20 protein-coding genes are annotated in these 24,135 nt (G+C 57.3%); 3 read left to right on the top strand and 17 right to left on the bottom strand.

All coding sequences use genetic code 11. The annotated features are described in order from the left end of the window. Positions 1 to 3: 3 nt before the first annotated feature. The 4 genes from M9920_12550 to M9920_12535 form a co-directional block, all read right to left on the bottom strand. Positions 4 to 1,386 carry a Gfo/Idh/MocA family oxidoreductase gene (locus tag M9920_12550; protein ID MCO5053121.1) on the bottom strand — a complete coding sequence of 461 codons (1,383 nt, stop codon included), beginning with the start codon at positions 1,384 to 1,386 and terminating at the stop codon, positions 4 to 6. A gap of 66 nt (positions 1,387 to 1,452) precedes the next feature. Beyond that, entirely contained in the window at positions 1,453 to 2,001 is a 549-nt protein-coding gene (locus M9920_12545) for a peroxiredoxin (protein MCO5053120.1), read from the bottom strand. 173 nt (positions 2,002 to 2,174) lie between these two features. Next, positions 2,175 to 3,629 (bottom strand): hypothetical protein, encoded by a 1,455-nt coding sequence (locus M9920_12540; protein ID MCO5053119.1) that lies wholly within the window; start codon positions 3,627 to 3,629, stop codon positions 2,175 to 2,177. Between the two features lie 164 nt (positions 3,630 to 3,793). After that, complete coding sequence (locus tag M9920_12535) at positions 3,794 to 4,222, bottom strand: hypothetical protein (protein MCO5053118.1); 429 nt, start codon at positions 4,220 to 4,222, stop codon at positions 3,794 to 3,796. A 206-nt stretch (positions 4,223 to 4,428) separates the two neighbouring features. On the opposite strand from M9920_12535, the gene M9920_12530 reads away from it, so the two are divergent. After that, positions 4,429 to 5,895, top strand: coding sequence for a DUF2330 domain-containing protein (locus M9920_12530; GenBank protein ID MCO5053117.1), 1,467 nt, complete (start codon positions 4,429 to 4,431; stop codon positions 5,893 to 5,895). A gap of 54 nt (positions 5,896 to 5,949) precedes the next feature. After that, positions 5,950 to 6,426 carry a DUF2314 domain-containing protein gene (locus M9920_12525; GenBank protein MCO5053116.1) on the top strand — a complete coding sequence of 159 codons (477 nt, stop codon included), beginning with the start codon at positions 5,950 to 5,952 and terminating at the stop codon, positions 6,424 to 6,426. A 72-nt stretch (positions 6,427 to 6,498) separates the two neighbouring features. Here M9920_12525 and M9920_12520 read toward each other — a convergent pair whose 3' ends face one another. After that, a complete protein-coding gene (locus M9920_12520; protein ID MCO5053115.1) occupies positions 6,499 to 6,789 on the bottom strand; it encodes a hypothetical protein in 291 nt (96 codons plus the stop codon). Between the two features lie 174 nt (positions 6,790 to 6,963). Continuing rightward, positions 6,964 to 7,596: a redox-sensing transcriptional repressor Rex gene (locus M9920_12515; GenBank protein ID MCO5053114.1), complete on the bottom strand. Its 633-nt coding sequence runs from the start codon at positions 7,594 to 7,596 to the stop codon at positions 6,964 to 6,966. A gap of 140 nt (positions 7,597 to 7,736) precedes the next feature. Here M9920_12515 and M9920_12510 point away from each other — a divergent pair, with 140 nt between their 5' ends. Further along, the gene (locus tag M9920_12510; protein ID MCO5053113.1) at positions 7,737 to 10,211 is read left to right on the top strand and encodes a ComEC/Rec2 family competence protein; all 2,475 of its coding nucleotides are present in this window, start codon (positions 7,737 to 7,739) and stop codon (positions 10,209 to 10,211) included. Here the strand turns inward: M9920_12510 and M9920_12505 are convergent, their stop codons facing one another. From M9920_12505 to M9920_12455, 11 genes are all read right to left on the bottom strand, one after another. After that, positions 10,212 to 11,666 (bottom strand): transglutaminase-like domain-containing protein, encoded by a 1,455-nt coding sequence (locus M9920_12505; GenBank protein MCO5053112.1) that lies wholly within the window; start codon positions 11,664 to 11,666, stop codon positions 10,212 to 10,214. It lies immediately after the preceding gene. 37 nt (positions 11,667 to 11,703) lie between these two features. Beyond that, positions 11,704 to 15,348: a class I tRNA ligase family protein gene (locus M9920_12500; protein MCO5053111.1), complete on the bottom strand. Its 3,645-nt coding sequence runs from the start codon at positions 15,346 to 15,348 to the stop codon at positions 11,704 to 11,706. Between the two features lie 45 nt (positions 15,349 to 15,393). Continuing rightward, entirely contained in the window at positions 15,394 to 15,804 is a 411-nt protein-coding gene (locus M9920_12495) for a GxxExxY protein (protein ID MCO5053110.1), read from the bottom strand. 13 nt (positions 15,805 to 15,817) lie between these two features. Then, complete coding sequence (gene cimA / locus M9920_12490) at positions 15,818 to 17,404, bottom strand: citramalate synthase (protein MCO5053109.1); 1,587 nt, start codon at positions 17,402 to 17,404, stop codon at positions 15,818 to 15,820. 71 nt (positions 17,405 to 17,475) lie between these two features. After that, the gene (locus tag M9920_12485) at positions 17,476 to 19,044 is read right to left on the bottom strand and encodes a hypothetical protein (protein MCO5053108.1); all 1,569 of its coding nucleotides are present in this window, start codon (positions 19,042 to 19,044) and stop codon (positions 17,476 to 17,478) included. Between the two features lie 845 nt (positions 19,045 to 19,889). Continuing rightward, the gene (locus tag M9920_12480) at positions 19,890 to 20,330 is read right to left on the bottom strand and encodes a hypothetical protein (protein MCO5053107.1); all 441 of its coding nucleotides are present in this window, start codon (positions 20,328 to 20,330) and stop codon (positions 19,890 to 19,892) included. A 77-nt stretch (positions 20,331 to 20,407) separates the two neighbouring features. Beyond that, on the bottom strand, positions 20,408 to 20,788 hold the full coding sequence (locus M9920_12475; GenBank protein MCO5053106.1) for a hypothetical protein: 381 nt from the start codon (positions 20,786 to 20,788) through the stop codon (positions 20,408 to 20,410). 233 nt (positions 20,789 to 21,021) lie between these two features. Next, positions 21,022 to 21,408 (bottom strand): hypothetical protein, encoded by a 387-nt coding sequence (locus tag M9920_12470; protein ID MCO5053105.1) that lies wholly within the window; start codon positions 21,406 to 21,408, stop codon positions 21,022 to 21,024. Positions 21,409 to 21,417: 9 nt separating this feature from the next. Next, entirely contained in the window at positions 21,418 to 21,729 is a 312-nt protein-coding gene (locus M9920_12465) for a hypothetical protein (GenBank protein MCO5053104.1), read from the bottom strand. Next, positions 21,726 to 22,208, bottom strand: coding sequence for a hypothetical protein (locus M9920_12460; protein ID MCO5053103.1), 483 nt, complete (start codon positions 22,206 to 22,208; stop codon positions 21,726 to 21,728). Before M9920_12460 ends, M9920_12465 begins: the two co-directional genes overlap by 4 nt. A gap of 7 nt (positions 22,209 to 22,215) precedes the next feature. Next, the gene (locus M9920_12455; GenBank protein MCO5053102.1) at positions 22,216 to 24,102 is read right to left on the bottom strand and encodes an RHS repeat-associated core domain-containing protein; all 1,887 of its coding nucleotides are present in this window, start codon (positions 24,100 to 24,102) and stop codon (positions 22,216 to 22,218) included. Positions 24,103 to 24,135 lie beyond the last annotated feature (33 nt).

The raw sequence follows: 24,135 nt of genomic DNA, 5'->3' as shown, positions 1-24,135 counted from the left end.
AAGTTAAAATGGCCACGGCGGACGCGGCGTGTAAGCCAGCAGACGATTCGCCTCTGCATCTCCGGAAAACTCACCCCGGGCCGGATCCCATTTCACGGAACGGCGGAGCGCCATGGCAATCCCGCCGATGAGAATCGAGGTCATGCTTTGCGCGGCCACAGTGGGATTGCAGATCGTCGGACGACGCGACCGCACGCACTCGAGGAAATTATCCGAGTGACCGCGATTTTGTTCCACGCGCGCGTCGGTTGGTTGCAACGGCGTCTTGAGAATCCGTTCCGGGTAAGTCACCAGGCTGACCCGATCCACGGCCAACCGCCCTTGGGTGCCGACAAAACAAGCGCCGCCGACATTGCCCACCGTTTCACCGGGATATTCCGTCGAGTGAACCACCACGCCGTTTGCGTAATGATAACGCACCTGACCGTCCTCGGGTCGCCCCGCGGCGCCGCCTGGAAAATCACCGGCGGACGTGGTGGCGGGGCCAGGTAGAAATTCGACTTCCACCGGCGCGAGCGGATCAGGATTCACGACCCATTGGATAAAATCGTAATGGTGCGGACTCCAATTCAGGTCGCCGATAAAAACACCGGGGAGCGCGTGCCCCGCTTCGCCGCCGAAAGGCCGCCACGGCAACGGCCCCAACCAACGCTCCCAATTCAAGCCCGCTGGAACGGGCACGCTCGATTCGGAAGTCCATTGCGTCGGAAAAAACGCGCCCGGCTGGCGATACGCGTAAACCTCCTTGAGCTGGCCAATGCGACCGTTGCGAACCAGCTCGCAGGCCTGGCGGAACTTGCCTTCGTACTCGGAACGTTGTTGCGTGCCCGCCTGATAGATGCGACCAAAACGCCGACAGGTCTGTGTCAATTGCCGCGCCAGATCAATGGTGATGGCGATGGGCTTTTCGCAATACACATCCTTCCCCGCTTGCGCGGCCAGGAGCGCCATGGGCGCCGCCCAATGGTACGGCAGCGCCAGTAACACGGCGTCAATGTCAGGTCGCGCCAACACTTGCAGAAAATCTTCGTACGCGCGGACGCCATTGTAGTTCGGCTGATTTAGCTGCGCCGCGTAAAACTCGTTACAGCGGAGTTGCGCGGATTCACGCCGTTCCGCGCGCACATCGCACACCGCCAGCACTTGCACGTCACCGCGCGAAACGTAACCGCCCGCGACATAAGTCCACGCGCCGCCAAGCAAATGTCCCGTCCCCTGCCCGCCCAGGCCAATAAATCCCATGCCGATTCGCTCACTCGGCGCCAACACGCCGCCGCGCCCCAAGGCGGTGGCGGGGATGATGGTCGGCAAGGTGGCCGCAGCCAGAGTCGTGGCGCTGCGTTGCAGAAATTTACGCCGGCTGATGGTGACTGATGATCTTGCCATGGGATTCAAAGCTACGTCCGGGAAGCGCAACCGGCAATCAAACAACGCCGCGACCGGCCCCCGCGCTCACTTCAACTTCGCCGTGGCCTCCCGCATTTCCCGCAAATGCACTTCAGCCGAGGGCGAATCCGTAACGTGTAAAATTTTACCATCTTTACCGATGAGAAAACTCACCCGACGCGCGCGAGATTGTCCGGGCTGACGCGCTCCGTAAGCGTCGGCAATTTTCCCATCGGTATCCGCGAGCAACCGAAAGTTCAAATCATGCTTCGCAATAAATTGGCGGTGGCTCGCGGCGTCATCAAAGCTCACGCCGACCACTTCCACCCCCTGCGTTTTCAATTCGCCCATGCGATCCCGCAAACCGCACGCTTCCTGAGTGCAACCTGGCGTGTCGTCCTTCGGATAGAAATAAAGCAGCACCACCTTCTCCCCCTTCGCGCTCGCCAATTTCCATTCCTGACCATCCTGATCCAGGCCCGCGACCGGCGGGGCCACGTCGCCAGCACGTAGTTTCGCCGCTTGCTTCTGCGCGAAGCCGGAACTGGGAACGAGCAGACTTACCAAGACTGCCAGCCCAGCCATTCGGAGTTTCTGCAACCATTGATTTTGCATAAGCAAAAGTTAGACGGGCTATGCCAACTGGCAATCGCCAAATTTCCTGATCCCCTGATAATTAACACCACGCCACGCCAAACGTGACGCACCTCGCCGCCGCCGACGTTTAGACGATTCGGAGTTGCATTACCACAAACACGGCGACCGCACGGAGGTGCGCGTCGGGTTGGTTATGACCTCGACAGCGCCGTATCGCGCCCCAGCAAAATCCAGCCGCCCGGCCCGGGTGGCAGAATGATGCGTTCGTCTCGTTTCATTTTGGCCGAGCGAAAAATTGTTCCCGTGAGCGGATGGATGACGTCCATTTCCAGAGTCGTGCGCGCCTCAAGCTGAAGTCCCTCCGGTCGGATGCCGATGGGCACACAGACAAAGCGATCTTCCTTCCGGCTGCCGACATTACGCACACACCCATCGCGACTGGCGGGACGTTCCGTGACGTATTGATTCGGCTCGCCTCCGGCAAACACCGTGAAGGGCGCGTCCTGTTCCTTGCCGTCGTTACGCCGCCAGGCGGGTAAATCCGCCGGGAGAATCTGTATCAGATCACGGAATTTGGTGATCGCCGGTGTGTCTTCAAAACTCGTTTTTCCGAATACTCCCGCTTGCGAGTGGAAAACGTACATCGGCAGTTTCGCCACATAAGCAAACGCCGCCGCCAGCACCAGTCGGATGTCCGAAGTTTCACTCGCCACCGAGGCTCCCGGGCCAATGGGTTCGTTGCTGCTCACGGGCGGGAAACCTGGACGCGCGCCCAAATCCCAACAATCATAAACCGGCTTCCAACCGCCGTCCGCCCGATCACGACTGAAATGCCACGTCGCAATGTCGGCGGCGCTGTGGGCGTACACTTGCTCGAACTCGTTCTCGTGATTGGAAGTTGTCGCAATCGGAATGGCCGTCCGTTCCGCCAGGTATCGGGTGAACTCACGCAATTCCTGCGTGCCGGCGTCACCGGGGAATCCATTTTGCCACGCTTCGTTGGCCACTTCGATGAGGATGATTTTCTGCTCCCGCCCCGGCACCACCTCGGTCAGCAGCCGGCGCAGGTGTTCCATCCGCTCCGCTCGTTGCGGCATGAGTTGCGCGTCGGCAAAAAGTGTGATTTGCGCGCGCAAACCATGACGGTCGTAGCCCAGGTCAATCAACTCCTCCAGTTGTCGCCAATAGTCGGGCCAGGCCGCCACCAATTGGCCGGTGCGATTCGTGAACGACACGGGGGCAATTTCCAAGCCACTCCACGCTGAGTGCCAGCCCACCATCGAAAGCAGGCGGTAATAGTTGAATCCCTGACGGGAAAGAAAGTGCAAATCACTTTCCAAGCGCGGTCGGTCGTAGCGACAGCGCCACAGCGCCGTGAAATAGGAAACTCCCAACCCGAGAAACGGCCCGGCGTCATCCTGCAACCCGTGATCCACCACCCGGACGACTCCCGCACGTTTGATCGGAGCGGCGCTGACCGCGACGCGCTCGGCGGCGCGCACGGCAAACGCACCTCCGAGGAGCAAAGCAAGGAACGCCGCTCCAAGGCGGCCAGGAGCGCGCCGTTTGAAACTGGAAGCTGCCGACCAAGACCAATCGTCCGGCGACTCGATTCCTTGTTTTGAACACTCTTGTTTCACAGTCATGTCATCGTGGGCTGAACTCAGAAAAGCTCGTCGGACAGATTCAACTACGGGTGGAAAGGACGCTCGTGGCAATCACACCCGCACCACCACCAACAACCGCTCCGCGTCTCAGTCATTTGCAATCTTTTGGGGGTTAGAGCATCAGTCTCCTCCTTATGGCCATTTTACGGCGGGCACTTAAATGCTCCCTCTTGGCGGAGAATAAATTCAAACTTCCTCTTCAAATCCATGCTCCCGAAAGTCTGGTTTAATGTAGCATGACAAACTACCTCGTTATCTTCTGTATTGGTACCTCCCTTCGCCTTGGGATTCAGGTGCTCAATGCTCGCCTTGTTTTCAAGCAGTACTTCGCCGCAAAAGAAACAGCGACCATGCTGGAGGTAAAGCATCTTCTGAAGCTTTGATAATGCTTTGGTCTTCTGAGCTGATTGCGGTGCGCGTGCTGGCTCAGCCTGAGCCTTAATTGAGAAGATTTTGACTACTTTATGTTTCGTAGCAATCTGGTCTCGGGCTTCTTTCTCTGATTTCGCTGTGATTTTTCCGCTTTTTGGCTTCCCGTCAGCGAGTTGACCTGTGTAAACAAATAGACTCATATTTTTCCCTAACAATCAGTTACCCGACAATTTTTGGGTGGAGTTTAACGTCATGTTTTATCGCCAAAACTATGGGGACTTTGCAAGCCTCTGTCCAACCAGGATTTCGGAAAACACGCCTCGGATTTTGTCGCTTGATCTGCCGCAAAACGCATCGGTCGCGGGGTCGGTTCCGCCCCTGATCCGGCCAGCCAGATCGAGCGCGGATGGTTGGTGACATCCGGGTGCGGTTGCGCTACCAATACCCCATGCAAACTTTCGCGCGCTGGGCGACACTTACCGCGTGGCTGATTTCGGCGGCGACCGGATGGGCGGATGGCAAAGTGTTCGCCCGACCGGAAGCCCAGGTGCGGGTTGAGATTCCCAACCAGCAGGCGCTCATTTATCACCGTGACGGAATCGAATGTCTGGTGATTGAGACGGCGTTTCTCGGAGCCGGAACGAACTTTGGCTGGGTCGTCCCCTTGCCGGCCGAGCCGAAGGTGGAGGCGGTTTCAGAAAGCTTTTTTCCCGCGTTACGCGCGGCCTTTCAACCGCGCCTGCTCCATTACGTGCATCACTATTACCTTGGCGTGCTGTTTGTCTGCGGAGTCGCCTGGCTGGCCTGGCGGTCGTTCAAGGACGACGCGGATTGGGGGTTGGATTTGCCGTTGTGTCTGCTGTTAGCCCTGGGCGTGGGCTTCCTGGGGAAAAGCCCGCTGTTAGGTGGCCTGGCGCTGGTGTTCCTGCTGGCGGTGCGCCTCTTCACCCGATCCAGCGCGAGCTTCACCAGCGTCGTGTTGGTGGCCATGTTGCTGGCCGTTTGGATGACGGCCACCCTTCACCTGGAGCAATTCGGTCTGGTGCAAACCTTGAGTGCGGACTCGGACGCAGCGCCCACCGCCCCAGCCGGGGTGACGGTTTTATCCGTGCAACGCGCCGGCCTCTTTGAAGCAACCACCCTCCGCGGGACCAACCCCCGCGCGGTGCTGGATTGGTTGGAAAATAATGGATTCGCCGCGCCGCCCTCGGTGGCTTCCGTGGTGCAGGACTACGTGCAACGCGGTTGGGTATTCGTCGCCAGCAAAATCCAGCGCGAGAATTCGACCGACGCGGTGACCGCCGCGCATCCGCTGGCCTTTACGTTCGCCACGGATCAACCCATCTATCCGCTGAAGCTGACGGGCGTGGATAATGGCAACTGCTCGATTGACCTGTATGTCTTCGGCGAGGCGCGTGCCGCCGCTCCGCATTTCCGCACCGTCCGTTGTGATCGCGTGGCGAAAAACATGCCGCCGGATGCGGTGAAGCGCTGGAAATCATGGTTGCGCCCGCGCGATTCCGAGGTGTTGAACCATATTGGCCCGGCTGCCGTTGGCACGCTTTTATCCGCAACGCTGACTCCACGCCAGATGGAGACCGACGCGCAAATCACCTGGCAAAGATTTTCGTCCCGAGGCGCCACCGTTTATAGCCGGGTCGGCGCCGCTATTGTCGCCCTGAATGTAGCCGTGCCGCTGGGAACGCTTGGCTGGTTGCTCGTCGGCGTCAGCCGGGGTGGCTGGGGTGTGGATGATAAATTCATTACCCGGTGGAGGGGGCGAATAATCCTGGTCGCTCTGATCGTGGGTTTGGGAGTTTTCTGGTTGCTGCCCAAAGTGGACATTATCCTCCCACCTATGGCCGGTGGATAGCCGCCCGAAGCGGTTGCCACGCCGACCGGTCGTCGGCCATTTGATTTCTTTACTATGAAACGCACCGCACAAATCGCTCCGCTGATGATCGCGGTTCTGGCAGTATGGATTTCCGGTTGCACGCACCGGGACAAGGGTTTCGTGGAAGACAGCGATCCCGAGATGGTTTCGGCCATTGCCAAGGCGCAGGAGACGCTGCCAGAGTTTTGGCAAACTTTTGACCATCGAACGCACGGAGAGAGCAACTTTACGCTCATCGTCAGAATCACCGACCACGGCCGCGTCGAACACTTTAACATCACCACTTTCGAGCCGCATCACGGCAGCACGATCGTCACCCTCAGCCAGGTCCCGAAGATTGTGACGAACGTGAAACTTGGCGACCGGATTGAGATTCCAACGGCGGACATTACCGACTGGAGTTACATGCGGGACGGGAAATATGCCGGTCTGTGGACAATGCCACCGCGATTTAAGTATATGCCGCCGGAGCAAGTCGAGGCGTTCAAGCAAGCGATGGTGGCCCCGTGAGTGAAGTCGTCAAACCAGTGGTGGCAAGAGCCGGATTCTGATTCACTGGTGTGTGGAACAACCGGCAGTTATTCATCCGAACTCAATCACAAGCCGAACCATCAACACGATCACAATCAAAAAAGCTGCTGTTAACATCGCCTCGAAGAGACGAAGAAACCAAGGCACACGGCCCGCTCTTTTTGCAATCAGCCTTGCCTTTCGATAGTCAAAAATCGGACTCCAATTGAACAAAGCGAACGATGGCTTGCCTCCATGTTTCCGAATAAAGTCCCGGATAAAAATCACCCACACTAGCGCGCTGCCAGCGATCAGCATCATTCCCAAGTAAACAAAGAGTAGTTCTACGTATTGCTTTTCCATAACGAACGCTATTTGCACGAGCACGTAAGTAGCGGCTTCCTACCCAGACCAACCAGCCCCAAATAAACCACTCCAATCAACAACGACCCGTCCCCTTCCGTACCGCAGACCGCCGCGACTTCGCGGCGGCCACAATGAGGTCACTGGCTTGCTTCGCACCGGCTGAGGCCGGGTTTATTCGCGGATAAAATAGCTCAAGTTTTCCAGTTCAATGGCCAGGTTCACATTGTTGACCATGACGCTCTCGGGAACGTGCAGGACCACCGGCGAAAAATTTAAGATGCCCAGCACCCCGCAGCGAACCAATTGATTCACCACCTCCTGAGCGGCCTCCGCGGGCACGGTGAGAATGGCCATCTTCACTTCACGGGCGCGGACAAATTCCGCCAACTGATCCATCCCATACACGGGGCGCTTGATCTCTTTGTTTCGCCGCCGACCGGGTTCAATGTCGAAGGCCGCCAGGATTTCAAACCCCTCCTTTTCAAATCCGCGGTAGGAAAGCAACGCCATCCCCAGGTTACCCAGGCCGATCAGGATGGCGGGACGCAGACGGGAAGCGCCCAGCTCATTGGTGATTTGTTGATACAAATCCTGCACGTCGTAGCCGAGACCGCGCGTGCCGAACGTGCCAAAATAGGCGAGGTCTTTCCGCAGTTGCGTGGGTTTGACCCCGGCGGCTTTGGCCAGGGCTTCACTGGAAATGGTCTGCGCCGCTTGTTCGCGCAACGGCGCCAGACAGCGCAGATAGGTGGACAGGCGGTACACCGTTTTGCGCGGAATTTCTGGTCGCTTGAGCTTCTTCAAGGTGCGCCAAAGTAAACCGCGACCGGAACGGTGGCAATGCGAGGGGCCGGATTTTTTCAATCGCCACGGGTTTGACGGATCAAAATGAATCAAAAACGGGACGTGACGGCGCGCCGGCGGTCTGCTTAACTGCGGTCGTCATGAAACGCCCTCTAATCCCGGTGGCGTTGTATTATGCGAGCGGGCTGTTGCTGGCGGAAATCGTCAGCCCGCCCCTGCCGTTGCTGTTCGGGATTTGTTTCCTTCTCCTTCTCGTCGGGTGGAGCCAGCGTGGCTGGCGCGCCCCGCTGCTGGGGCTGTTCCTGATCGGGCTTGGAATGACCAATCTGCTGCGACTCACCACGCCGATAGCACCAGACGATCTACGCCAGCAACTGACCGAGGCCCCGGTGCTCGCCACGGTCCGCGGCACGTTATCGGAAACCCCAAACTTGCGGCTGCATGAACATGACGGAAAAGAACTCGTCCGCACCTTGGTTACGTTGCGAGTTTCGGCACTGCGCACCAACGACGAATGGAAACCGGCTTTCGGACAGGTCCTGGTCACCACGCAAGGTGAATTGACGCAACCGCTTTTCGGCGGCGAGGAAGTCGAAATTTATGGCGTGCTGGGACCGCCGCCCAGCGCGATGGCCGATGGCTTGTTCAATTACCGCACGTACCTCGCGCGGCAGAACATTTACTATCAATTGAAAACCACCGCCGCAGACTGGCACGGATTGAATCCGAATGTCACCCCGCCGTTGGCCGACCGCTTTATTGCCTGGGCCAAAAATCAACTGGCTTATGGGCTGCCCGCGCCCGATGAACCGCTGCGATTGCTCTGGGCCATGACGCTCGGCTGGAAGACGGCGCTCACCGGCGAAGTGAGCGAGCCATTCATGAAAACCGGCACGATGCACATCTTCGCCATTTCCGGACTGCACATCGCGTTGATCGCCGGAATTCTGGTGAGCCTGCTGCGGGGGTTGCGCGTGCCGCGCGGCGGGTGCGGTTTGGTGGTGATTCCCCTGCTCTGGTTTTACACTGCGGCGACGGGCTGGCAACCGTCCGCAATCCGCTCAACGCTCATGATGACCATCGTCGTCGGCGGCTGGGCGTTGGCGCGACCAAGTGATCTGTTGAACTCGTTGGCCGCCGCGGCCTTCATCATCCTGCTCTGGCAGCCGCAACAATTATTTCAAGCCAGCTTCCAGCTTTCCTTTTTCGTGGTTCTCAGCATTGCGTTATTCGTGCCTCCACTACAACGCTGGCTGGATCAACGACTCGCGTACGATCCACTGCTGCCGCCGGAAGTCATTCCCCGCTGGAAACGCACCCGGCGCTGGCTGCTCCGGGCCGCGGCCATGAGCTTTGCGACTTCGCTCGCCGCCTGGCTGGGCGCGCTGCCGTTAACCGCGTATTACTTCCACATTTTCAGTCCCGTGACGCTGCTGGCCAACTTGCTCATCGTGCCGCTGAGCAGTCTGGCGCTGGCGTGCAATTTGGGCAGTCTGCTGTGCGGCGCGTGGTGGCCGTGGCTCAGCGAGTTGTTCAATCACGCGGCGTGGTTCTGGATGCTGGGCATGATTAAACTGCGCGACTGGGCCACGCTCATTCCCGGCGCCTACGCTTTCGTGCGCGCGCCCAGTCTGTTCACGTTCATCGTCTATTATGGTTTGCTTACCGGTTTTATGAGCGGCTGGCTGTGGCGACCCGGACGCCGCCAACGCACTTTGATCATTCTGGGCGCGCTCGGCCTGTATTACGGCGGTCAATGGCTCGGCGAGCGCCGCAACTTCACACTCACCGTCCTGCCGTTCGCGGGCGGTCATGCCGAATACTTCGATGCCGCCGGGAAATCGCAGGATTGGTTGGTGGACTGCGGCAACAGCAATTCCGTCGTGTATGTCACCCGTCCGTTTTTACGCGCCCAAGGCGTCACGCAACTGCCGCGACTCCTGCTCACGCACGGGGACTTGCGACAGGTTGGCGGTACGGAATTGCTGCTCGACGAATTTCGATGCCGTGAAGTTTTCGTCAGTCCGCTCCGGTTTCGCTCGCCGATTTACCGGCGGATTGTGGCGGATTTGCAAAGCGAATCGTTCCATCTGAAAACCAGCGCGCGCGGCGACTTTCTCCCGCCGTGGCGGATTTTACACCCCGCGCCAACGGACAGCTTCACCCAAGCTGATGATGGCGCTCTGGTGCGACAGGCGGAATTTTACGGGGCAACCATCCTGTTGCTCTCGGACCTGGGACGGCTGGGTCAGAATTTGCTGTTGGAACGCGAAGGCCAGCAGCTCCGCTCGGACCTGCTCGTCGCCGGTCTGCCGGAGCAAACCGAAGCGCTGACCGATGCGCTCCTCGACGCCATCCAACCACGCGTGATCATTGTGGCGGATTCAGACTTCCCCGCAACCGCGCGGGCGAGCTTGGAATTGAAAGCGCGTCTTGAACCGCGCCGCGTGCTCACGCTCTACACCCGAACCGTGGGGGCGGTCACAATTTCCTTCCGACCAGACGGTTGCAAACTGGCCACCGCGGACGGCCAAACCTTCGAGTTGGAAAAATTACCGGCGATGACACCAGACCGTCCGCAACCCCGGCCCGTCACGGCGGATCGGGAGTGGTGATTACGGCGTCGGCACTTCGCGAATCTGCAAGCCGTAACTGTATTCATCGAAGTAAAGATTGTTCGTGCCCCATTCCACTTCGCCGCGCTGGAAGTCCACGGTGTCGGAACGGAAGGATTGCTTGGGCGGCGTCAACACCTGGCTATGCGCGCTGTTCGCCGCCATGCGGTAGTAATCCAAACCACCAAAGTAAAAATCCCGCACCTCATGCTTTTCCTCCGGAGTCAAGGTCGGCGCGTATTGCATGGCGAAAATTCCCTTGTACGGATCCACCGGCATCCAGCCGTACGGCGCGAGATACATTTCGCACCAATCATGAATGCCTTTCACGCCGGGAAACAGATTCCAACCGGATTGCCAGCGCGCCGGAATACCGTTCAGCCGACAGAGCGTGATGAACAACAACGCCTCCTGCCCGCAATCCCCGTAACTTTTGTCGCGACAGTAATCGCTGATATTTCGAATCGTGGAATACTCCAACGCGTAGCTGTATTGGATGTGCTCCGCGATCCAATCGTAAATCCGCTTGGCTTGCCGCGCCGGATTGGTTTCATCGCCCAGAATTTTCTTCGACAGCGCGCGCATTTCCGGAGTGAACGCGACGTGCAGTTCCTCCCGTAAAAACGGTTTCAAGGCGGGGTCCAGTGCGTCCACGCGGCGCACCCGTTCCGGATTGATGTCAAATGACACGCCGGAAATTTTATACTCGTATTCGATGCTGAACCTGGTGGGCGCGCCCGCCTGCGCTTTTTGTTCCAGATAAACCGACCGAATCGAGCTGTCCGCACCATCCAGATGTCGCACCGGCGAGGAGGTGTTCAGCAACGCAAAACCCTGTTGAAACGGGTACTCGCGGGGAATCGGCAACCACGCGCGAACCACTTCTCCATCCGGCACCGCGTCCGCGTCCACGGTCACGGTCATGACCGCATTCAACCGCTTGGACAACACATAAGGTCGCCCTTCCTGACGCGCAGCCTTACGGATCGCGCGACAGGTGGCCAGACTGGCTTGATCGTGTTTGCTCGTATCTCGAAGTGGCAACCGGCGCGGATTCAACTCCGGATGACGAAAGAACAAATTGCTGACGCTCGCGCTCATGTAACGCCGTTCACCGTCGAAATCGCGCGCATCAAACCAGCCCTTGGCCACCCAGGTTTCAAACTCGCTTTCCGTCAAATCCCGCACGGCATCTTGCAAGCGTTTGAACAAGCTGGCCTGAGTGAAGGGATAATCCTTGCGGATGCGCTCCAGCCGATCGAGTTCAAACGCCAGCCGCCGCCGCTCCGCCGCGCTCAGCGCGGAATCAGCCGCCGCCGTGTAAAGCGTGTTGGACGCCGCCAGAAACCGACCTTGGGCTTCCAACATGCTGGCGCGAATGACCGCGGCTGGTTCGCCGGCGACGGGCGCGACGAGCAGCAGCCATAAACTCAAAAATCCGATCCAGCGTTTCATAAGCGTTCTCCGTTTTTGGTTGGTCAACTTGCGCAGCTTACGTACCCAGAGCCTCCAGCGCCATCTTAACGTGCGCCAATTTTTCCTTCCAATCCGCCAGGCGCTGTTCGTGATCGCGCAACACCTCCGCCGGCGCCCGTTGGGTGAAATTGGGATTGGCCAGCTTCTGTTCCACCTTGGTGATCTCGAGTTGAATCTTCTCCTTCTCCTTCGTCAACCGCGCCCGTTCCGCCGCCACGTCAATCAATCCGTCCAACGGCAGATATAAATCCCCGAACGCGGTATGCACCGTCGGCGTTCCCTTCTTCGCCACATAATCTTCCGCAAAATCCAGGGCTTCGGCGTTGAGCAGTAGTTTGATCACTTCACCATCGGGCGCGGGAATTTCGCGACTCGGCTTGAGCACGAACTTCACCTTTTTGCCGGATTGAATGTTGCCAATACGGCGGAGATTGCGCCCCAGCGTCACGACCTCATATTTCTGGCTGGCAAACTCCAGATGCGCTTCATCCAACCCGTACGCCTCGCAAAAATCCGCGTCAAACGGTTTGGGCCACGGCGCGTTCATGATGGTTTGACCGCCTTGATGCTCGGGCATGTCAGTGGCGTAACCCATCCCGTGCCACAACTCCTCGGTGATGAACGGTAGAAACGGATGAAACAACCGCAGCGTATGGCTCAGGACAAAGTCAATCACGGCGAGGGTATTGGCTTGTTGTGCTGTTACATCGTTAAAGCATTGCAACGTTACCGCGTCCTCTGTTGTAACGTTTTCACGATTCAACGTTGTAACGGGCCGCGTCAACACCGCCTTGCTCGCCTCCACGTACCAATCACAATACTCGTTCCAAAAGAATCGGTAGAGCGTTTGTACCGCCGTGCTGAAATTATAGGTGTGCAAGGCCGTGGTGATTTCCTGAATCGCCTGACTCAGCTTGAGCAAAATCCATTTATCATCGTTGGTCAGCAACGCCGGATTGATTTCACCCTGCACTTCGTAGGTAGTCGTGCGCGTGGCGGCGATGCCCCCATCGCCGGAAGTGGCCGCGACGCCCCCGTCGCGTTCCCTGCCCTGCGGCGACGAGGCGTCGCCGCCACCTTGGCCACCGACCATTTGCCGGAAGCGACACGCGTTCCACAGCTTGTTGCAGAAGTTGCGGCCCAGTTCGACGTCCTTCTCGTCGAACAACACGTCCTGACCAAGCGGCGCGCTCCGCATCGTGCCGAAGCGCAACGCATCCGCGCCGTATTTCGCGATGAGTTCGAGCGGGTCGGGCGAATTGCCGAGCGTCTTGGACATCTTACGCCCCTGCTTGTCGCGGATGATGCCGGTGAAATAGACGTTGCGGAACGGCAAATCTCCCATGAACTCGTAGCCCGCCATGATCATGCGCGCGACCCAGAAGAAAATGATGTCCGGCCCGGTGACGAGATCGGTGGTCGGGTAAAATTTCTTCAACGTCTCGGTCTGCTCGGGCCACCCCATCGTGGCAAACGGCCAGAGCCAGGAACTGAACCATGTGTCGAGGACATCGGGGTCTTGTTCCCAACCGTCGCCCGGCTGGCTCTCTTGGACTCGTGTAAAAGCACCCTCGCGGTTGACGTCCCGGATCAACTGGCGTAAAGGTACTCCAGCGTCTGATGTAGGCTGGTCGCGCAACACTCCGTCCGCGGAGCGCCGCCCCAGAGATTGACCGTCAGACGCTCTAATTTTTTCCGTCTCATGATCGTAAACGCGTGAACCATCCTGATATTCCTTTACGGTTATCTTCACCGCGACCAGCGCCCCCTCGAAACGCATGGCGGCAAACAACTGCAGCACCCGTTTAATTTCTGGAATCCGTGGTTCGTGCCAGGTCTCACCAACAAAAATCGCCGTACGAATCAAATCCGGGAGAACCGTGGCCGCGACGACATTTTCGACTCCCGGATGACTGAAGGCATGCTTGAGTCCGGCCCGGGTGACAATGAAATCATAACCGGTATCCAAATTGCGAAATGACTGATTTAGCCAACCCTGCTCTTCGAGATGCTGCCAGGCCGCCTCCCGGGCAACCCGTACGGTGCTGTGCGGAATCGGCGTCTGATCCACCTCAACCACGACCACGCTCTTTTGGTTCAAGATCGCCAGGCCCGGTCGGTTGTACCACACCGGAATCCGATGCCCCCACCAAAGCTGACGGCTGATGCACCAGTCCTGAATGTTCGTCAGCCAGTGGTCATAAACCTTCGCCCACCGCTGCGGATGAAACCGCATTTTGCCGGGGAGCGCACGCGCCTCGCGTGCAGCGGCGGACGCCCCGTCTGCCGCACGAGCCCGCGCGGACGTAGCAACACTTCCAGATTCTTTCACCCCACCAATGCTGCCCGCGAGGGCGCGGTCAGCCACGCCCGGGGCGGGCGTGCTCCCCGTTGCAACCTGCTCCACGCACGCCTTGGATTGCTCCACCGCCGGATACTTCAAAAACCATTGCTCGCTCAGCCGCGGCTCAATCGGCACACCGGCGCGTTGGCTGAAACCCACGTTATTCTCGTAAGGTTCGGTTTTAACCAGGGTGCCCGCAGCTTCCAGGAGTTCGACGGATTTTTTCCGGGCCACAAACCGATCCAATCCGACCAGATCCGCTCCGGCTCCGGCCGCCATCTTTCCGTCCGGCGTGATGATGTCAATCAACGGCAGTTGGTGGCGTTGCCCGATCTCGAAGTCGGTCTTGTCGTGAGCGGGAGTCACCTTCAACACGCCGGTGCCGAATTCAAAATCCACCTGCTCATCACCGATAATGGGAATGATCCGTTGCTCTTTCGGTTGATCGAGCGGCAAAGCCCGATAAACGTGTTTGCCGATGAGATGCGCGTAACGCGGGTCCTTCGGATTCACCGCCACCGCGGTATCGGCGGGAATGGTTTCCGGTCGCGTGGTGGCAATGGTGAGCCACGTAGCGGCGACGCCCCCGTCGCCGGAGGTGGTCGCGACGCCCCCGTCGCGCTTTTCTGCAACCAGCGCCGCAGACGTCGCGACCACTTTGTCATGCGACGAAGGCGTCGCATCTACCACCTGCACCTTGAAGTAATACATGAAACCCTTTTGCGGTTTCATTTCCACTTCCTCATCCGAGAGCGCGGTTTGCGATACCGGACACCAGTTGACCATCCGTTTGCCGCGATAGATCAGACCTTTCCGGTATAACTCGACAAAAACCTTCTGCACGCAGCGCGAATACTCCGCATCCATCGTGAACCGTTCGCGCGTCCAATCACACGAGCAACCGAGTTTCTTGAGCTGGTTGATGATGATGCCGCCGTGCTTCTCTTTCCACGCCCAGACGCGTTTGAGAAATTCTTCGCGCCCGAGATCGTGCCGCGATTTCTTTTCCTCCTTCTTGAGTTGTTTTTCCACCATCACCTGCGTGGCGATGCCGGCGTGATCCGTGCCCGGCAACCAGAGGACTTCCTTGCCATCCATGCGCGCCTTGCGACTGAGAATGTCCTGGATGGTGTTGTTGAGCACGTGCCCCATGTGCAACATGCCCGTGACGTTCGGCGGCGGAATCACGATGGCGTACGCGGGACGCTTTTCGCTGACGCGCGCGGGATCGGCGGTGAAGCAACCTTGCTTCAGCCAGAAGTCGTACCATTTGTCCTCAACAGATTGGGGTTCGTATGCTTTGGGAATCTCACTCATGCTAAAATTTTAACCACGAATGGACACGGATAAACACGGATGAAATCATAAAACCAGCCGATCCCATTCGAGACGCGGAGTTTTAAAATTCAGCGTCAGGCCAACCCGTAGTTTTGTAATCTTCAAATAGTTGTTCATCCGACCGCGCTCGTGATCGGTAATTTTCTCGATCACTTTGGTGTCCACGATGACCGAACGGAACGCTATCAGGTCCGGGACAAACTCAGCGACCAAGACGCCTTTGTAGATGATCGGAAAACGCTTTTGCTGTTCGTAGGGAATGCCACGCACCTTGAACTCAACCACCAGCGCATTCTCATAAACCTTCTCATGGAAACCGTGGCCAATTTCGTTTAAGACAGCAAACGCACACCCGAGAATCTGATGCGTCTCCTCTTTGAGCAGCAGCTTGGTGTTTTCGGGATGTTGCAGATCAATTTTAGAATCCGTGTCCATCCGTGGTTAAACATTACTTCTTCAGCAGCGCATACTCCATCGAATCCACCAAGGCTTGGAGACTTGCTTCGATGATGTTTTTGCTCACGCCAACCGTGCCCCACTCGCGCTTGCCGTCGCTGGAGGTGATCAACACCCGCGTCTTGGCGGCGGTGCCGGTCGTGCCGTTGATGATGCGCACTTTGTAGTCGGTCAAAGCGATGTTTTTCAATTTCGGGAAAAACCGGGCCAGCGCCAGGCGCAACGCCTCATCCAAGGCGTTCACCGGTCCGTCGCCATCCGCCACGGTGTGCGATTCCTCGGCGCCAACGTGAACTTTGATCGTGGCCTCGCAAATGTTGTCCGGACCATCACGCCGCATGGAAACGTGATACGCATTGACCAAAAACGGCTTTTCACGCCGCTTCAGCGCGTTCCCAATCAGCAACGCCAGCGAACCTTCCGCCGCCTCGTACTCGTAACCTTCGCTTTCCAATTGTTTGATCCGCGCCGTCATGGCCTTCAATTCCGGCATGTCTGGCGTCAACTGGAAACCGAGTTCCTTGGCCTTCATCAAGACATTCGTGCGCCCCGACATGTCACTGACCAGCACGCGCCGGACATTGCCCACCGCCTCGGGATTGATGTGCTCGTAGCTTTTCGTCAGGCGCTCGATCGCATGCACGTGCATACCGCCCTTATGCGCAAACGCGGATTCACCCACCCACGGCGCGCGCGAATTGGAACGGATATTGGCCACTTCATTTACGAACTCGGAAAGCTTTTTGAGTTTCGGCAAGGAACGGGCCGCCACGCTGGAAACGCCCATCTTCAGCGCCAACGTGGGAATCACGCTGGTCAAATTGCAATTCCCGGTACGTTCACCAAAGCCGTTGATGGTGCCCTGCACCTGCGCGGCCCCCGCTTCCACCGCCGCGATCGCATTGGCCACGCCAAATCCGCAATCATCGTGCGTGTGAATGCCGATGGCGCACTTCAATTTCGATCTCGCCAAAGCCACCGTCCGCGCAATCTCGCTGGGCAATCGTCCGCCGTTCGTATCACACAGCACCAGGCAATCGGCGCCCGCCTGCTCCGCCGCCTGCCACGTCGCCAGCGCGTACTCGGGTTCGGCGGCGTAACCATCAAAGCTGTGCTCCGCGTCGTAGAACACTTTTTTACCCTGATCTTTCAGGTAACGGATGGTATCGCGGATCATGGCGAGATTTTCGTCCGGCTTGACCCGCAACACCTCGGTAACGTGCAACAGCCAGGTCTTGCCCACGATGGTGACGACGGGCGTTTCCGCCTCGAGAATCAGCCGCATCAATTCATCGCGCTCCACCGTCACCCCTTTACGGCGCGTCATGCTGAAAGCGGCGATCTTGGTGTGCTTCCACTTGCGGCGCGCGGCCTGCTGAAAAAATTCCAAGTCCTTGGGATTGCTCCCCGGCCAGCCGCCCTCAATGTAATGAATCCCGAATGAATCCAGCTTCTCGGCAATGCGCAATTTATCGCCCACCGAAAAATTTATGCCTTCACCCTGCGCGCCATCGCGCAGCGTCGTATCGTAGATTTCAACTCGAGATTTCATGAAACATCCGTAGTTACGGATGGACATTATGCGCGGAAAACCGGCACATTGGCAAACTCCAAACCCGCTCCCCTCCGGAAGCGGAAGCGCGACTCGTATTACCGTCCAGCTCCGCCCGGCGGCTGAATCATGCGATCCAGGATGTTGCGCGTGATCCGCTGGACCCGCGGATCCGGTCCCTGGGGAGACGTGTAAACCGAGGGTCGCACGTAACCCGGCGGCTCGCTCAATCCATCGGCCCACCAGCAGGTGGAGGCGTTGAAGACGAAATTCCTTTTGGGTCCGGGATAAACCGTGGCCGTGAACACGCCGCCATTGGGCGAGCCGGGTTTATCCTGGGTGGGCGCGCTGGCCACAATTTCCAGACCCGGAATGTCCGCCGGATCGCCATGCCATTCCCAACCCACCAGACCGGGAATCCCCTCGCCCCGCTGCAGGCCCGTGCCCGCAAAAATCCAGTGCTCCGGCTTCACGCACACCCAGTCCGCGCCGCCGGTCACCACCCCCGTGCTGTGCGCGCCGACCAATTCATTGGCGTACGGTCGTTCGTGCAACAGCGTTTTCATGGCCACAAAATCGCGCATCCCGGCGGGTGGGCCGAACACGCCGATGCGTTCAAACGCGCGGCGGGGAATTCCGCCCGCGTCCGGCGCAAGCAGAATGCGACCGCAACAAGTGTTGCCCGAGAAAAAGCCCAGACTCACTCCGGCGCGCATTGCCGCCTGCAAATTCCGGAACATCTCGATGGTGTAATATTCATCGTGCCCGACCGAGAGAAAACCTTTCGCGCGCAACAGACCGCGTGGATCGGAATGGGTGTCGAAATTGGAAGTGTAAGTGACGTCGTAGCCCTGCGCTTCCAACCAGTAAACAAACGGAAATTCCCAGAGGAAAAAATCACCCGTGCCGGTGGATAACGGCGCATCCACAATCTGACAGTATTTTCCGTACGGCCGATTGAAACTTACCTGCACGTCGCCGCCCCAATACCACTGATTCTCGTCGTCATTGTAGAGGGCGTATCGGTCCGGCCAGCGGTTGTACGCCTGCCAGGTCGTATCAGAACACTGATAAATCAAATCCGCCGGACGATCATCCCGCACGATGAAAATGACATAACTTTGCAGCCCGTCGCGCGCGGCGGTCAGTTTGCCGACGTAAATGCCGCTGGGCCAATCCGCCGGAATTGTCAGCTCCGTGCTGGCTTCCCACCGGCAATCACGCACGCGCTTGGGTCCGACCGGAGGATCGGGTTGGGTCTGCCCGGCGAACGGACCGAGACTCGCAACCTGCCGCGCCCCAGCGCCGCCGTAGTAACCCATGCGAAACAGCTCCAATCGAAACGCCGACGCTGGATTGGTGCTGACGTAAAGCTTGAGTCGCTCGCCCGACCGGATGCTGGTGTGGGAACAATACCCCTCGATCCAGGGACACCGATATTGGGTGGCCGGATCAATCCGCGTGGTGGTCAGCATCCAATCGCGAGTGCCGAGACGTTGATTCTCCCGGCGCAGAAGGCCCGCACCAGTTTTTACGCGCGAAGACGAATCAGACGACGTGGCGCAACCCGCCAACGCGGAAAGGGCGCCGACTCCCAAAAATCCCTTGATGGCCTCGCGACGGCTGACGCCCGATTGCGACCGCTTTCTTTTTGATTTTTTGTTCATGGCTGATCGGATCTTAATTCGTGTGTTGAACGCCGTGACCACTCTCCATCAAGGCGACTGAATCCGCCTTGTTCTACACTTCGCCCTCGCCCGCAACCAGAACTATCTGCACCGCTACCACAAGCCTCAGCGCGCGGGGTGCAACTGCGACCAGGAAACATACGCGCCTCGCGTGTGCTGGCGGACGCCGCGTCCGACAGAAACCGCACCAGCTTAACCGGAACGATGCGGTTGATTCAGGTGGGACGGCCAACTTGGCCGTTCTGGGCGGCAACCTGCCGCCCAGCCGAGTACACGGAGATCGCACCCCATCGGTTTCGCACTCTTGGCGTCCGACTGCCGGGCTGGTAGCCCGACCGAACGGGCCAGTGGACCGTTCCACCCAAACTCCAATCGAATCACACCGGCTTAGCCTAATCCGAATCATCCGGTGTTCGCCGCGAGGCGCGTCGAACTGCATCCGAGGCGGATGCGCTCCCCGAATCCACTGCATCGTTCCGACTCAAGAGTTGGACCTGATGCGTCCAACGCCATCGGCAATCCAAACAGTCAAGCCCCGTTCACGGGTAACATTACAAAACGACGATAGAAGATGAAGGATGGTAGATCGAAGACAAAGCGCGACAGAATATAGGAAGACGATTCACGATTTACGATTTATGAAGGTCGTGACGATGTGAGCGTAGGTTTGGGGGAGCATACGCGCCTCGCGTGTGCCGGCGGTTGGCGTCTCGCCAACTGCACCTACCCCCACACGCCCACCAAGGACAGCGTGATCAGACAAGCCCAAACTCAGAAGTCACCCATTGAACCCCGCTACATTCGAGCCATCAGCGGGTTTGCGTTCACCTGCTCGCCGTCGGTGGCGACCAGACAACATCGTCTCCGTTGCCGAATTCGTTTGTTCCATTGCGCCCGCTCGACCACACAACCACATCGCAGGCCGTACTTGTCAGTCCTGGCGAAGCCCCATGCGCGACGACATTGGTCGTGAAGTCCACGTTCAATAGGTTTCCGTAGCCATCGCGGCAGAGGAACTCCCGAATGTCTTTCTCCTCCATCTGCAACCGCCCAGCGTCCTCCAAAAGCAAGAGTTCCCATTTGCGTTGAAGCGTTGTGTCTCCCGAAATTCCATGCAGTTGCTGACCGATGGTCGCTCGATTTGCTTCTTCAAGAACCTGAATGGCGCGCTGCACATTCTTCAGCCGAGAAATTGTCACCGCTTTCGGAGCAGGCGTTTCGGGCGAACACGACACCAGAATGCTGCTCAACAGCAAAACGGCCAAACACTTCGAGCATTGGCTCAACCGATTCAGATAATCATAACTTTTGGTCGTCGTCATCCGCAGCCTGACCAGCAGGTTTACTTGATTGGTTGTCGCGGTTCACCCTTAAACCCTTTGGTGTTGGTGTTCAGATCAAACAAAAAAGGAATCCACTGTGATTCCTGTTTTGTCTTGGGAAAAGTGGAAGTTATTAGATAGTCAGTTTTGGGATAGCGGTAGAACCCGGTTCGTTCAGTGAAGTAGGAACTGGCAAAGTAGTGAAACCCGGCATCGCTTCCAATGTAATAAAAATGTCCCATCCCTTGACGCTGGGTTAAGCGGTCAAAGTCCCCCTTGTTGATGATCCTAGGCGCAACACACCCGGTTACGAAAAGCACTGGCAAGAGTACCGTTCCTGCCAGAATCGCATAAGATAACCGGTGAACATGAGGGCAACAGAAAACATTCATCTTGTTCATGGTTTCGGAGTGAACCAGAGCGTGAAGCCGGTTAATCATAACTCTTGATCGTCGTCATCCGCAGCGTCGTGTGGTTCGTGAACCAAACATTGTTCACCAGCTTTCCGCATTTGAGCGGGTTCGTAAACCCGGATGCTGCGCCAGTGCAAGATTTTGAAGCGTGGCTGCATTGGTTGGCGTGGCGAGTTCAACTTACTTTCGGAATGCGGTGATTTCAAGCCAATGCCCTCTTATTAAGGCAAGAGCATTGCTGTCAGGAACCACGCAAAATGTTGGCGCGATGCTGTGGTCGGGAACTGCATAATCTGCTCCGCAGCAAGATGCTGACCGGAATCAGTTGCAGACGCTACCGCCGCGCCTGCAAGGTCAAAAACAACGGACCGACCGAGGATTTTGTCGTAATCACCAACAGAGGGCTGTGGAAGCCACCAACACAGAATACGTTTCCCATCACTTGAGAACTCCATGCCATCTGGGTTTCCGCCATAGTCCTCCAAGTTGACCTTCCCCAGGATTTTCCCAGCGACAGCTTCCGCCGCCGCCTGTTGATCCCCGGCGCGTCCAATGGACGAAACTACAAGCATTAAACTCAAAACTTGGATGCCTCGCGACTTCAACATAACGTTCAATCAACTGGCGTAACGCAGGTTGGCGCCCACGGCATCCCCGCCCGCCGCCGCGCTCTTCCGGTTGCCAATGTCATCAAAGCCATACTCGAACTGCTGCCCCGCAACGGGTGTGCCATCGCTCCAATACTTCTTGCCGGAAACCACCTGCCCGAGAGAGTCGTATTGATACACCCACCGCGAATTGTCCACGTTGGTGATGGCCGTGCGCTGGTTGGCCAAGTTGTTGGCGTAATTGAACACGGCCACGTTCGAGCCGCCGGCGGCACTCGTGATGCCGGTCAACGGATTCAGATAATCTTTGGCGCTATTCACTCCGTAATGTTGGGAGAACTGCACTTCATGATTTTCCACGCTGTATCCCTCTCCAACTCGAAATCGAATACAATCCCAGCAGTGGCAAAATAACCTGCACGTACGTGAGCTTTCTGCCCCTCAACACTCAAGCTCTTGATTTCCAAAGCAACACCATTTGCTCCAGTAGCCTTGTCGACAAATGGACCGTCCGAACTCCGTTTTGCTTCCGAAGGGGACTTGATTTCGCCGCCTTCCACCCGCGACAACAATAGGCGCTTTTCTTCCTCGTTTAGTTTGACAAAAAATACAAGATTCGATCCGGATGGGAGCAAATTCCGAATCAGGTGTTGGTATATCAGAACCCTAATTTCGCTGTCGTTTGAAAGCATAAATGTGCTTGGTGCTATTTTCCCGTCTGTTTTTGAAACACTTTGTCTTTGCCTTTCGCAGCCCAAAAGGCAGCCCAAAATCAGAACGATGATGACTTGCTTAAACATAATTGTCTTATTTCGCTAAAGCCGAAACTTTTTGACACCATTGACAATCAACTTTTTCTCCCCCGGGGGAGTGCATCAAATTCTCCACGTCTTTGGCATGAGAAGTATCACCAGGAGCGTCGCCGACATAACCAGCAAAGTGCCCAATTTCATGGGCTATCGTATGTGGCACAGCTAAACCGACAGCCAACAATGTGCCGTTCTTATCAGTATTTGCGCGTGCCCCAGTGCGCTCCCCGAGCCAAGTTTGGTGAATTGATGATCTCGTAATCAGAATCCGGATTGTGTAATTGGCAATTTTGATTTTCCCGAGATTATCGTCTCTCAGTTGACGATCGCTCGTGTCCATGTCGTAATCGTTGTCGGTTGGCTTTGGTTTGTTTTTAGTATCGTAGTCGTATGATGTCGCAACGGTGAAATCGCCTTTTAGGTCGGGACAATCGCAATCCGCTTTTTTAGCACATTCACTAAGTTTCGTTTTTAAATAGATTACGCTTTCAAGTATAAAGGCCATTGTCTTCTTATCGGCTCTAGCGCTTGAATCAAATCCGAAAGCGAGCCGAATCGCCTTTAGGCCAATGGGGTCAATCAGTCCTATGCCGTTGTTACATGCAAAACCATACAAATTTTCACCTCCATCCTCCTCGATTGGATCCCGGCTCAACCAGATAAAATGCCGCACGCGATATTCGTACAGTTCAAGGTCGGTTGTGCGATCAGTTCGCTTTGTCGAGAACTGGAAGCGGTTCTCATCCGCCATCAATCCCGTGCTGCGCAAGACGCCGCCAAAGGGGTCATACTCGTAATTCGCGCTCACGCTACCGTCGGTGGTTTTCACCAAAGCAGCGACATTTCCGTTGCCATCATAAGCATAAAAATGCACGCCATTGGCCACGCTGCTCAACATCAGCAAGCCCCCCACGCCCCCCGCAGCATCCAGTGTCCGGCCCATATCCAGTCCCCAAGAGTAAGAGCGCAGCAGCGCATTGTTCGTGGCGTTGAGTTCGGCAATATGCCGCCAGCCGTCCGCAAGGAACTTCAAGTCTTCAGTCGCTACGTAACTGCCACTGCTACCATTGTAGGTCGTTTGCCGGATGCGCCGCCCTTTGCCGTCAAACTCCCAAACCACTTTGCGTTTGGAAGCCGTAGGCGCACCACTCAGACTTTCCACCTTGGTCAATCGGTTCTCGGCGTCCCATGTGTAGGTCCAGTGGCCATCGTTGGTCAGATTGCCGTCCAGGTCGTAGTAAAACGCCTCGGGGGTTTTGGCCACGTAGGTCTTCCCAATCGTATTGGTCACAATGTCCGGGTTGCTGCCGTTATTGAGCACCGCCAGATTGGTGATGGTCAACCACACCGGATTGGCCGTGTTGGTTACGCCCAGTTCGCCCCGGAAATAATCCCCCTTGCGCGACGTCGCACTGTACGCCCCATTGTCACCCCACAACGAAACCGTGGCAGTATTGGTGGCCGTCCCCAACACATTCACAAACCCCGGCACCTCGCGGCTGGTGTATTGATTCAAGTTGTTGGCCGTGTAACTGGCGTAACGCAGGTTGGCGCCCACGGCATCTCCGCCCGCCGCCGCGCTCTTCCGGTTGCCAATGTCATCAAAGCCATACTCGAACTGCTGCCCCGCAACGGGTGTGCCGTCACTCCAATACTTCCGGCCGGAAACCACCTGTCCGAGGGCGTCGTACTGATACACCCAGCGGGAACTGTCCACGTTGGTGATGGCCGTGCGCTGGTTGGCCGCGTTGTTGGCGTAATTGAACACCGCCACATTCGAGCCACCGGCGGCGCTGGTGTTGCCCGTCAACCGGTTCAGATAATCATAACTCTTGGTCGTCGTCATCCGCAGCGTCGTGTTGTTCGTGAACCACAGTTTCTCCACCAACGGTGAATTGGCAAGATACGAATACGCCAC

This window comes from Verrucomicrobiia bacterium (genome assembly GCA_023953615.1).
GTDB lineage: Bacteria > Verrucomicrobiota > Verrucomicrobiia > Limisphaerales > JADLHS01 > JADLHS01.
Note: the sequence above shows the minus strand (reverse complement) of the source record. Positions and strands in the feature narration are given on the sequence as shown.